The sequence below is a fragment of the Ruminococcus sp. RTP21484sp1_RTP21281st1_A8_RTP21281_210402 genome (genome assembly GCF_040914025.1).
Classification (GTDB): Bacteria; Bacillota; Clostridia; order Lachnospirales; family Lachnospiraceae; genus Blautia_A; species Blautia_A faecis.
In genome coordinates, this window is sequence record NZ_JBCPGE010000072.1 from 4,995 (window position 1) to 16,623 (window position 11,629).

At 46.5% G+C, this 11,629-nt stretch carries 12 protein-coding genes and 2 pseudogenes; 2 read left to right on the forward strand and 12 right to left on the reverse strand.

Features of this window, described 5'->3' with window-relative positions:
- The 6 genes from AB5170_RS21295 to AB5170_RS21320 all read right to left on the reverse strand — a co-directional run.
- A partial coding sequence (locus AB5170_RS21295; protein WP_368365153.1) for an AAA family ATPase occupies positions 1-472 on the reverse strand: 472 nt, incomplete at its 3' end.
- A gap of 96 nt (positions 473-568) precedes the next feature.
- Positions 569-2,683, reverse strand: a complete 2,115-nt coding sequence (locus tag AB5170_RS21300) for a glutamine synthetase III (RefSeq protein ID WP_173716299.1) — start codon at positions 2,681-2,683, stop codon at positions 569-571.
- Positions 2,684-2,882: 199 nt separating this feature from the next.
- Positions 2,883-3,782: a diacylglycerol kinase family protein gene (locus AB5170_RS21305; protein ID WP_368072548.1), complete on the reverse strand. Its 900-nt coding sequence runs from the start codon at positions 3,780-3,782 to the stop codon at positions 2,883-2,885.
- Between the two features lie 200 nt (positions 3,783-3,982).
- The gene (gene trpA, locus AB5170_RS21310) at positions 3,983-4,762 is read right to left on the reverse strand and encodes a tryptophan synthase subunit alpha (RefSeq protein WP_118578364.1); all 780 of its coding nucleotides are present in this window, start codon (positions 4,760-4,762) and stop codon (positions 3,983-3,985) included.
- Positions 4,755-5,939: a tryptophan synthase subunit beta gene (trpB, locus tag AB5170_RS21315; RefSeq protein ID WP_173773492.1), complete on the reverse strand. Its 1,185-nt coding sequence runs from the start codon at positions 5,937-5,939 to the stop codon at positions 4,755-4,757. The genes trpA and trpB overlap by 8 nt, the downstream gene beginning before the upstream one ends.
- A 54-nt stretch (positions 5,940-5,993) precedes the next feature.
- Complete coding sequence (locus AB5170_RS21320) at positions 5,994-6,644, reverse strand: phosphoribosylanthranilate isomerase (protein WP_173772554.1); 651 nt, start codon at positions 6,642-6,644, stop codon at positions 5,994-5,996.
- Here AB5170_RS21320 and AB5170_RS21325 point away from each other — a divergent pair.
- Positions 6,559-6,789, forward strand: a pseudogene (locus AB5170_RS21325) (DUF6783 domain-containing protein); the annotation flags it as partial. The gene AB5170_RS21320 and the pseudogene AB5170_RS21325 overlap by 86 nt on opposite strands.
- Here AB5170_RS21325 and AB5170_RS21330 read toward each other — a convergent pair.
- The 3 genes and pseudogenes from AB5170_RS21330 to trpD all read right to left on the reverse strand — a co-directional run.
- Positions 6,766-6,846, reverse strand: a pseudogene (locus tag AB5170_RS21330) (DUF6783 domain-containing protein); the annotation flags it as partial. The pseudogenes AB5170_RS21325 and AB5170_RS21330 overlap by 24 nt on opposite strands.
- Positions 6,847-6,874: 28 nt before the next feature.
- Positions 6,875-7,672 carry an indole-3-glycerol phosphate synthase TrpC gene (trpC, locus tag AB5170_RS21335; RefSeq protein WP_173772556.1) on the reverse strand — a complete coding sequence of 266 codons (798 nt, stop codon included), beginning with the start codon at positions 7,670-7,672 and terminating at the stop codon, positions 6,875-6,877.
- A 142-nt stretch (positions 7,673-7,814) separates the two neighbouring features.
- Positions 7,815-8,828, reverse strand: coding sequence for an anthranilate phosphoribosyltransferase (gene trpD / locus AB5170_RS21340; protein ID WP_173772558.1), 1,014 nt, complete (start codon positions 8,826-8,828; stop codon positions 7,815-7,817).
- A gap of 68 nt (positions 8,829-8,896) precedes the next feature.
- Here trpD and AB5170_RS21345 point away from each other — a divergent pair, with 68 nt between their 5' ends.
- Positions 8,897-8,974: a DUF6783 domain-containing protein gene (locus AB5170_RS21345; protein ID WP_368357117.1), complete on the forward strand. Its 78-nt coding sequence runs from the start codon at positions 8,897-8,899 to the stop codon at positions 8,972-8,974.
- Here the strand turns inward: AB5170_RS21345 and AB5170_RS21350 are convergent.
- The 3 genes from AB5170_RS21350 to AB5170_RS21360 all read right to left on the reverse strand — a co-directional run bounded on the left by AB5170_RS21350 (position 8,960) and on the right by AB5170_RS21360 (position 11,444).
- Positions 8,960-9,529, reverse strand: coding sequence for an aminodeoxychorismate/anthranilate synthase component II (locus AB5170_RS21350; RefSeq protein WP_173772560.1), 570 nt, complete (start codon positions 9,527-9,529; stop codon positions 8,960-8,962). The two genes, AB5170_RS21345 and AB5170_RS21350, sit on opposite strands and share 15 nt — an antisense overlap.
- Complete coding sequence (gene trpE / locus AB5170_RS21355) at positions 9,526-11,040, reverse strand: anthranilate synthase component I (protein ID WP_173772562.1); 1,515 nt, start codon at positions 11,038-11,040, stop codon at positions 9,526-9,528. Before trpE ends, AB5170_RS21350 begins: the two co-directional genes overlap by 4 nt.
- 275 nt (positions 11,041-11,315) lie before the next feature.
- The gene (locus tag AB5170_RS21360; protein ID WP_256144304.1) at positions 11,316-11,444 is read right to left on the reverse strand and encodes a hypothetical protein; all 129 of its coding nucleotides are present in this window, start codon (positions 11,442-11,444) and stop codon (positions 11,316-11,318) included.
- Positions 11,445-11,629: the final 185 nt, after the last annotated feature.

Genomic DNA, 11,629 nt, shown 5'->3' on the forward strand with positions numbered 1-11,629 from the left:
CATCAATAGACCGGCGGTAATCCAATGTGGCGTGAAGTACAGAAACCGCATCATTCTTCGCCATATTGATCTCATCCAGAATACCGAATCCGCCTTCCTCAGCACACTGGTAAATGCTTCCCTTACGCAGCTTCACCTGATTATCCACGAAAGTATCTGTTCCAATCAGGTCACCGCTGTTTGTATTCACATGGAAGGACACGTTATACACCGGTCTCCCGAAAATATATGCCAGATTCTCTGCCAGCACATTCTTTCCCGTAGCCTTCGGTCCTGCCAGAAGCAGATTCTCCTGCTCCAGCACCGCTGCCATGGCCATCTCCAATGTTTCCTTCCCATAAAATGGCAGCGCCGGCTTTATCCGTCTATGCTTCGCTTCCTCTGAAACGCCATATTCCTGTCGAAACTCTTCCGCCGCCTTAATAAGCGCCGCACTGACACCCTGTTCCTCTAAAAAATCAAATTCACTCATCTTATTCCTGCTTTCACTTTACCTCTTTATTTTTCCTGCTTTCACTTTATCTCTTTAATAGAAAAGAGGACTGCGGCTGCAGTCCTCCTGATCACTTTACGGCTCAAACACCAGATCTCCATAAGATGGCATCGGCCACATATCTTTATCCACTAACATTTCCAGTTCGTCAACCGGCTCTCTTAATTTCTCCATTGCCGGAACCAGTTTCTCTCTGCAGAACACTGCTCTGTCACGTCCTTCCGGATGCGTCTCGATCTGATCTACCAGCTTGCTCAGCTTATTCATGGTACTGTTCACTTCTTTCAGAAGCTTGCTTGCTTTCTTCAGAAGATCCATCTGAACGCTCACGTCAATTGGTCCAACTGCCTTCACCTGATTGATGGACTCTGCCAGTACAGTTGTATACTTGATAACTGCCGGAATGATCTGCTTGGTTGCCATGTCCACCATGGTTTTCGCTTCGATGTTAATTGCTTTCGCATAAATCTCATACTGGATCTCCGCTCTGGACTCCAGCTCAGTCTTTGTAAATACTCCAAATTCTCCGAACAGTTCTACAGCCTTATCTGTAGTAAGTGCCGGAATGGCATCTACCATAGATGGCAGAACAGGAAGTCCGCGGCGGCGTGCCTCTTTTTCCCATTCAGGAGCATAGCCATTGCCGTTAAATACGATTCTCTGATGCTGGGTAGCATATTCCTTGATCAGATCATGGACTGCCAGATCAAAGTCTTCTGCGCTCTCCAGAACATCGCAGGCTTCCTTAAACGCCTCAGCAGTAATGGTATTCAGCACCACATTGCATGCGGAAATGGAATCCTTGGAACCAACCATACGAAACTCGAATTTATTGCCGGTAAAAGCAAAGGGTGAAGTACGGTTACGGTCTGTAGCATCCTTCATGAAATCCGGAAGCGTCTTAACGCCTGTATCCATTTTCTCCCCGGTCTTACTTCTTGTAGCAGTACCAGTGCTGATCAGCTGCTCCAGCACATCCTCAAGCTGCTCTCCAAGGAAAACCGAAATAACAGCTGGCGGAGCCTCATGACCGCCAAGGCGCTTGTCATTTCCAACATCTGCCGCGGACTCACGAAGAAGATCTGCATGCTTGTCAACGGCTTTCAGGATACAGGTCAGAACCAGAAGGAACTGAATGTTCTCATGTGGTGTCTTACCCGGCTCCAGAAGATTGATTCCGTCATCAGTAGTCAAGGACCAGTTATTGTGCTTACCGGAACCATTCAAGCCTGCAAAAGGTTTCTCGTGAAGCAGACAGCGCATGCCGTGACGGCTTGCCACCTTTTTCAGGATACGCATCATGATCTGGTTGTGATCTGCTGCAATATTAACAGGTGCATAGATTGGCGCAAGCTCATGCTGTGCCGGTGCAACCTCATTGTGCTGGGTCTTGGCTGTAACTCCCAGCTTCCAGCACTCTTCATTTACTTCTTTCATATATGCGGAAACTCTCTGACGGATGGTTCCGAAATAATGGTCATCCATCTCCTGTCCTTTCGGAGGCATGGCTCCGAAAAGAGTGCGTCCGGTGTAAACCAGATCCTTTCTCTGCATATATTTCTCTTTATCAACAAGGAAATACTCCTGCTCTGCACCAACAGATGGTGTCACCCGTTTGGAGGTCGTATTTCCGAAAAGTCTGAGAAGTCTTAATGCCTGTGTATTGATGGCTTCCATAGAACGAAGAAGCGGTGTCTTCTGATCCAGCGCTTCTCCTGTATAGGAACAGAAAGCGGTAGGAATGCATAAGGTTCCACCTGCTGCATCATGTCTTACAAAAGCCGGTGAGGTACAATCCCATGTTGTATAGCCTCTTGCCTCAAAGGTGGCACGAAGTCCGCCAGATGGAAAAGAAGATGCATCCGGCTCTCCCTTGATCAGCTCTTTACCGGAAAAGCTCTGAAGGACTTTTCCATTCTCCATAGGTGCGGTGATAAATGCATCGTGCTTCTCTGCAGTTACGCCTGTAAGGGGCTGAAACCAGTGACTGTAATGAGTGGCCCCCTTCTCGATGGCCCATTCCTTCATCTCGTGGGCAACCACATCTGCAACCTCCATGGAAAGCTCCTTGCCCTCTTCAATGGTTTTCTTCAGTTCTTTGTAAACCTTCTTCGGCAGACGGTCCTGCATGACGGAATCATTGAATACATCACATCCGAATAATTCCTTCACATTAACATAATCTCCCATTGTTCCTCTCCTCTCGTTCATCTCGCTGCTTATTTCCCCAGGCTGCCATTTATCTGCGGTACCTTCTCTCCATAAACAACGATTCATCACACATTACTGGTTCTTATTTTTTCACATGTAAGCACTCAATGCTTTCACAGGTGCAAGGCAAAAAACGCGCAAAAATTCTCTCTGGTGATACCAGCCGGTCTCACCCTGTTTACTTGTCGCTCTTCAAGCAAAGGTTCAGCGCCTGCTGCAGATTCTCAATCTCTACCACCCTTGGGCTTCCGCCGTATTCTCCGTCCAGCGTCCATGCTACTTCTTCCTCTGCTTCAACTGTAAGCTTCCGTGCCTTGAAAGAATAGATCAGGTCAGAATTGTCCTCCATGTTGAGAAGATTCCGGACAATCTCCTGCATTTCCAGCGGGTTCTTAGGCTGTACGATCAAAGTGACCTCAAAAAGGCCGTCGTTCATATCCACATCCTTGGTCAGATTCTTAAATCCGCCCACAGACCTGGAATTGGTGATCATTCCGTAGATAAAATTATCTTCGATCACACCATTCTCTGTTGTCACTTTCATATGGTAAGCCTTGATATCCAGAAGTCTCTTGGCACCTTCCAGGACATAAGCGAGATGACCCAGAATGTTCTTCAGATCCTGACTTGTCTCATAAGACACATCTGTAAAAAGACCAAAAGCAGCTACATAAGCAAAGGTCTGGCTGTTGAATCTGCCTACGTCGCATCTGTAAATCTCTTCCTTCATGATCATAGATGCCGCATCCAGCATATTCTTCGGCATGAAAAGGCTGTTGGCAAAGTCATTGGTGCTTCCTGCCGGTATGTATCCGACCGGAACCTTGCTTCCCACCTCGGTAATGCCTGTAACCACTTCATCCAGCGTGCCGTCGCCGCCGCTGCAGACGATCAGATCAACCTTGTCTGCATATTTCTTCACCTGTTCATAGGCATCCTTCGGGGCCTGAGTTGCGCGGATGATCACCTCATAACCGCCTTTATTAAAGATATCTACTATATCCATCAGAGATGTCTTGATCTTGCCCTTCCCTGCTTTGGGATTAAAAATAAATACCAGTTTTTTCTCCAACTTCATTCCTCTTTTTCATTACCATTTATTTTACACATAAAATTAATTCACATATGATACTATAAAAAAAAGAGGGCAAAATGTCAACGCTTTTGCCTTCTTTTATAGTCTTTTTAGAATTAAAACAAGCTAAATTTTTTTGGTCTGTTCTGCTTATTTTTGGAAAAACTGAAGCATTTCTTTTCCATTTTTTATATTCTTCCTGCTTAAGCCTCACGCACAGCGTCTTTCATAGACTTTACATAATCCTTTACATATGGGACGCAGTTTTCTCCATGTGCGGCACAAATTTTCACAATGGCGGAGCCTACAATCGCACCGTCAGACTGGGCAGCCATTTTCTTTGCCTGCTCCGGGGTGGAGATGCCGAAGCCTACTGCACAGGGAATGTCCTTTGCAGCTTTTACCAGCTTCACCATCGCTCCGATATCGGTGGTGATCTGGGTTCTGGTTCCGGTTACGCCAAGGGAGGAAACGCAGTATACGAAGCCATTTGCCTCTTTTGCAATCCGGGTGATCCGGTCGTGGGATGTGGGGGCGATCAGGGAAATCAGCTCCAGACCATACTGTTTGCAGACCACGTCGAACTCCTCTTTTTCCTCAAAAGGTACATCAGGAAGAATCAGTCCATCCATTCCAATTTCTGCTGCTTTCCTGATGAAACGCTCTGTTCCATAGGAAAAAACAACGTTTGCGTAAGTCATAAATACCATTGGGATACTGGTTTTTTTACGGATTTTTACCACCATGTCAAAGATCTTGTCTGTGGTTACTCCGCCGCTCAGTGCACGCACATTGGCTTCCTGGATCACAGGACCTTCTGCTGTCGGGTCGGAAAACGGGATTCCAAGCTCAATAAGGTCTGCGCCTGCTTCCTCCATTGCATAGACAAGCTGCTCGGTGATCTCCAGAGATGGATCTCCGCAGGTGATAAATGGGATAAATGCTTTTCCTTTTGCAAATGCTTCTGAAATTCGGTTACTCATGGATATCCTCCCCTCTGTATCTTGCGATTGCTGCACAGTCTTTGTCACCCCTGCCGGAAATGGTAATGACTACGCACTGATCCTTGCCCATCTGCGGCACGATTTTTCTTGCATAGGCAACAGCGTGGGCGCTTTCAATGGCAGGAATGATTCCTTCTGTTTTGGAAAGATATTCAAAGGCTTCTACTGCTTCTTCATCTGTTACAGGTACATACTGGGCACGGCCAGTGTCGTAAAGGTGGGCATGCTCCGGTCCGATTCCCGGATAATCCAGTCCTGCGGAAATAGAGTAAACCGGCGCGATCTGTCCGTACTCGTCCTGGCAGAAATAGGATTTCATTCCATGGAAGATTCCAAGTCTGCCAGTGGCAATGGTGGCTGCGGTCTCTGCAGTATTTACGCCGCGGCCTGCTGCCTCGCAGCCGATCAGCTGTACATCTTTGTCTTCAATAAAGTGGTAAAAGGTTCCGATGGCATTGGAGCCGCCGCCTACACAGGCAAGGACTGCATCTGGAAGCCTGCCTTCTTTTTCCAGCATCTGTTCTTTGATTTCTTTGGAGATAACTGCCTGGAAATCGCGGACAATGGTTGGGAAAGGGTGAGGGCCCATAACGGAGCCCAGTACATAATGGGTATCTGCTATACGTTTTGTCCATTCACGCATGGTCTCGGATACGGCATCTTTCAGGGTGGCAGTTCCAGAGGTTACAGGATGAACTTTTGCTCCAAGGAGACGCATCTTATATACATTTAATGCCTGGCGCTCGGTGTCTTCTTTTCCCATGAATACTTCGCATTCCATTCCCATAAGGGCTGCTGCTGTGGCTGTGGCTACACCGTGCTGTCCAGCTCCTGTTTCCGCGATGACACGGGTTTTGCCCATTTTTTTTGCAAGAAGCACCTGACCTAAGACGTTGTTGATCTTGTGGGCACCGGTGTGGTTTAAGTCTTCTCTTTTTAAATAAACCTTTGCGCCGCCAAGGTCTTCGGTCATGTGGGCTGCGTAGTAAAGGCGGGATGGTCTTCCTGCGTATTCATTTAAAAGTTCTGTAAGCTCCCGGTTGAATTCCGGATCGTCTTTATAGTGGTTGTAGGCTTCTTCCAGTTCGATCACCGCGTTCATCAGGGTTTCGGGAATATACTGGCCGCCGTGGATTCCAAATCTTCCGTTTGACATAGTGTTGGTTCCTTTCGTTTCGCTGTTTTGTATATGAATTACTTTCTTCACTCTTCACTCTAAATCTGCTTCTCGCTCTTTTCTGTATGCTTCCAGTGTATTAATCTGCTTCAGCATACGGGCAATCTGCTGGATTTTCGCCCGGTCTTTTCTTCCATCGTTTTCCAGGCTGCTGCTCAGGTCTACAGCCCATGGGTGTAAGGTTCCGATGGCGCTGCGGAGGTTTTCGGGACCGATTCCTCCGGCAAGAAAGAATGGGCGGCGGACTGGGGGAACCAGGGTCCAATCGAAAGGTTCGCCGGTTCCTCCTGCTCCCTGGTCTAAGAGGATGTAGTCGGCAGGGCTTCGAAGGGCCCGCTGAACATCTTCGGGTGTTTTTATGGAAAAGGCCTTGATGACAGGCTTTCCGGTCATATTCTGGATTTTTTCGATGTAGTCTTCGTCTTCATCCCCGTGAAGCTGGGCTGCCCATAGGGTGCCATCTCTTAATAAGGAAATGGGGAGTTCCGGGGCAGCGTTTACGAATACGCCTACAGGAAGGATTTCCTTGTCCAGTCCCTTAACCAGGACTTTGACCCGTTCTGCCGTAAGGCTTCGTCTTCTTCCTGGAACTTCAATTATGAATCCCGCAAAATCCGGTTTTGCTTCATTTACGATTTCAATATCCTCTTTGCAGGTCAGGCCGCAAATTTTTAATTTTGCCATACTGTTTCGTTCCTTTTCATTAATTTTTTTTCCAACTATTTTATCAGCACATTATACATCTCTGATTGCCAGAGCGTGTTTGAAAAAGGCTTTCTGCAAGATGTGCGTCACAATTTGTGGGAGATTTTGCCCTGATGAGGACGCCGTAGTTGGCTACGGCAACCGAATTCGGGTGAAATATACCGCAAAGTGGGACGTGCATGGAATATCACTTATCACCATGAATCAGCTCAGACAATCCCTGCATTTAATGCCCCAAGTGCCGCTTTCTTGTCAGGGCTGCGCATTAAGGTCTCCCCGATCAGGACTGCATCTACTTTGTTTTCATATAATATACGGATATCCTCCGCTGTCTTAATACCACTTTCTGAAACAAACACCGTATCAGCCGGTGCCATGTTCCGCAGTCTGATACTATTTCCCATATCAACGGTAAAATCATGGAGATTCCGGTTGTTCACTCCCACGATTTTTGCTCCAAGCTTCAAAGCACGGTCCACTTCCCACTGATCATGAGCTTCTACCAGAGCATCCAGCCCCAGCTCCTGTGCCAGTTCCCCAAATGCTTTTAACTGGCTGTTATCAAGAATCGCACAGATCAGAAGTACAGCGGAAGCCCCAAAAGCTTTTGCCTGGTAGATCATGTACTCATCTACTGTAAAATCCTTTCGAAGCACCGGAATATTCACTGCCTGGGAAATTTCCTGCAAATACCTGTCTGCGCCCTGGAAATAAAAGGGCTCTGTGAGGCAGGAGATTGCAGAAGCACTGGCCTGCTCATATTCCTTTGCAATGTCCAGATAAGGAAAATCTGGTGCGATCAATCCTTTTGAAGGAGATGCTTTTTTTACTTCACAGATGTAAGACATTCCCGGCTTTTTTAATGCCTCCAGAAAAGAGATTTTTTCCTCGGCATGTTTCGCCAGATCGGAATTCTGCTGTGAGATAAGTTCCCTTAATGGGACTTTAAATTTTTCCTCCGCAATACGCTCTTTTGTGCGCGCTGCTATCTCATTTAAAATACTCATTCTATCTCCTGAAAAACTCTCTGTGATGTCATTCTCTCTTGTCGTCATCTTTATCCAAATGAGTTATATTGTTATTTTTTTCAGTGTTATTTTGTTTTATGATGTGATTATTGTCATTTTTGTTATTATTTGTGTTTACTCATTACTCCTGGTTGCTCTTTTCTATAAACTCTTCCAGTTTCTTCAGGGCAGCCCCACTGTCGATCAGCTGCTCTGCCATCTTCACACCTGCTTCAATGGAAGCTGCTTTGCCTGCAATATAAAGTGCGGCACCAGCATTCAGACAAACTGCATGACGTTTCGCACCTGTCTCTCTGCCTTCCAGAATTGCTTTTGTGATTTCGGCATTCTCCTGTGGAGTTCCTCCCTGAAGCTCCTCTTTTGTGCAGCGCTCATAACCAAACTGCTCCGGAGTGAGTACATAGGATGTAAATTTGCCATCTTTGATCTCGCATACAGAAGTCGGTGCACTCATGGAAATTTCATCCAGACTGTCCTGTCCGAAAACAACCATTCCTCTTGTTACTCCAAGATTTGCCATGACCTGCGCAAGAGGCTCAACAAGGGCTTCATCATAAACACCCATCAGCTCCATATTGGCGCCAGCCGGGTTGCTTAACGGTCCAAGAATATTAAATACAGTACGGATTCCCAGCTCTTTACGGATTGGAGCCACATACTTCATTGCAATGTGATAGTTCTGTGCAAACAGGAAGCAGATTCCGATTTTTTCCAGAAGCTCCTGGCTTTTTTCCGGTGGAATTGTGATCTTAACGCCCAGAGCTTCCAGCACATCTGCGGCTCCTGATTTTGAAGAAGCAGCTCTGTTTCCATGCTTTGCTACCGGTACACCTCCTGCTGCGATCACAAGGGAGGCAGTAGTGGAAATGTTAAAGGAATTGGAGCCGTCTCCACCAGTACCTACGATTTCCAGTACATCCATGTCATGAAGCAGCTTGATGCAGTGTGCTCTCATGCCTGCCGCGGAAGCGGTAATCTCATCAATAGTTTCCCCTTTCAACGCCAGAGCAGTCAGATAGGCTGACATCTGTACCGGAGTAGCTTTTCCGCTCATAATCTCGTCCATTACCTCTTCTGCTTCCAGATAGGTTAAGTTCTGTTTCTTCGATAATTTGATAATACTTTCTCTGATCATTTTTTCTGCTCCTCTCTGATGTTGTCCTTTATAAATTGTCAAATCTGACTTGCGCTTCCAGAGCGTGTTTGAAAAATCATTCCCGCAATCTGCACGCCCCACTTTGTGGGAGATTTTGCAGAAAGCCTTTTTCAAACACGCTCTAGAAAATTCTCAATCATCTTCCTTCCATCGGGAGTCATAACAGACTCAGGATGAAACTGTACACCATAAACCGGATATTCCTTATGCTCCACTGCCATGATTTCTCCATCTTCTGCTCTGGCTGTCACAACCAGCTCTTCGGGAAGAGTCTCTTCTATTGCAGCCAGGGAATGATATCTTGCTGCCGGGAACTTTTCCGGAAGTCCTTTAAACAGGACATTGGAACCGCACTGGATCATCTCATCTCTTTTCCCATGCTTCAGTTCCTTTGCATAGGAAACCACTCCTCCAAAGGCTTCGCAGATGCTCTGATGTCCCAGACACACACCCAGAATTGGAATTTTTCCAGCGAACTCTTTGATCACCGGAATACAGATGCCTGCCTCCTCCGGTCTTCCAGGTCCTGGGGAAAGAACAATTGCTTCCGGTTCCAGCTTCTCTATTTCTCCCAGGGAAATTTCGTCATTTCGAACCACCTGAATGTCCGGATTAACGGACCCGATCAGCTGATACAGGTTATAGGAAAAGCTGTCGTAATTATCAATCAGTAAAATCATTCTAATCCCTCCTCTGCCTGGCTGATGGCCCTTACCACCGCTCTTGCCTTATTCTGGCACTCTTCAAATTCTTTTTCCGGTACGCTGTCTGCCACGATTCCGGCTCCCGATCGGATACAGATTTCATCTTTTTTCTTATATACCAGACGGATTGCAATGCACACATCCAGATTTCCTGTGAAATCCACATATCCGATTGCACCGCCGTAAATGCCTCTCTTGCTTTGTTCCAGTTCCTGAATGATCTGGCAGGCACGGAATTTCGGTGCCCCTGAAAGGGTTCCTGCAGGTAAGATGGCATCCACTGCGTCTATGGCATCTTTGCCCTTTTTGATAGTTCCTGTTACTGTGGAGCCCAGGTGCATGACACAGGAATAACGTTCCACAGTCAGATATTTTTCCACTTTTACGCTGCCAAGCTCACTGATTTTTCCAATATCGTTTCTTCCCAGATCTACAAGCATGTTGTGCTCGGCAAGCTCTTTTTCATCCTGAAGAAGATCAGCTTCCAGTGCTTTGTCCTCTTCCGGTGTTTTTCCTCGCGGCCTTGTTCCTGCCAGTGGGAAAGTGCTTAACTTGCCGTGATCTAATTTCACTAGTGTCTCCGGGGATGCACCTGCGATTTCAATGTCATCACTGGAAAAATAGAACATGTAGGGGGATGGGTTGGTGGCTCTCAGAACACGATAAGTATCAAACAGGCTGCCCTCTGCTTTTGCCCTCATGGGGTTTGACAAAACCACCTGGAAAATATCGCCCTCGTGGATATAATGCTTCGCCGTTTCCACCATCTGGCAATATTTTTCTTTAGGGAACTGAGGTTTGATTTCAGATTTAAGCCTGATCGGAGGGAAGATTTTTTTCTCACCCTTTTTGATCAGCTCTGTCATTTCTTCCAGTTTTTCACAGGCCTGTTTATAGGACTTTTCCAGATCATCTGTCATCACACCTGTGATGAGAAGAACCTTCTGACGGTAATGGTCGAATGCGATCACATCATTAAACAGCATCAGATCCAGATCCCGGAAATCCTGCTGTTCCTTATCTGTTAGCTCCAGCTTGGGTTCACTGTATTTGATGTAGTCGTAGGAGAAGTAGCCTACCAGGCCGCCGGTAAATGTGGGCATATCGTCCATAACCGGACTTTTGTACTGACTGATGATTTCACGGATGGCATCGCCTGGATGGGCAACCTGTCGAACCTCTTCTGTACTGCTTTCTGCAGCATTGCCGCTTCTGCCAAAAGTTTCCGTCTTACTGGTTTTTCGAATTCGCAGGATTCCGTCTGTACAGGTAATTTCCATGGAAGGGTCATATCCCAGAAAAGAATACCTGCCCCACGCTTCGCTCTGGCTGGCACTTTCCAGCAGATAGCAGTGATGACTCGCCTTTTGCAGAATCCGCATCATCTCTACTGGTGTGTAGCTGTCTGCGTATAACTCTTTGCAGATTGGAATTCTTTTGTAATCTCCTGCTGCCATTTCCCTGATCTTATCAAATGTTGGATACATAGAACACCTCCCGATTTATTTCCTGAACAGTGCACGCGCCGCATCCTCGCAGAGCGTTTTTAGGTGTAACAGGAACATTACGGAGTAATTTTCTAGTACACAAAAAACCCGTCCAGGACAGAATTTCCATATCTGTCAAGGACGGGTCTGAATATTCACCCGCGGTGCCACCTTGCTTCACGATAAAATCGTGCTCTTAACGGAATACCATCATATTCCTGACAACTGACGTATGTCCTACGTCGCATAATACTTGGCTTCTGCAGAATCTTCTTTCATGCTTCAATCAGATATGTCTGCATTTCTTCTGCACGCATTCTGCCTTTCCATGCGCCCTCAGCGGCCCATTTAACAAACTGCCTTACCGCCCGGCTCTCAGCCTCCCGGACTCTCTGTGGGTGCACGATTGTTTTTATTCCCGCTTCATCGGTTTAGTTCGTTGAATTAAATTTTTATTTAAAATAGCATACAGGTAATGAATTGTCAAGCAATTTTTTCACATTTTATAAACATTTATGAACCATTTATGATAATGTCCTAATATACCACAAAGGAAAATGTCCCAATGTAGTATAATGCTTCCATCAAC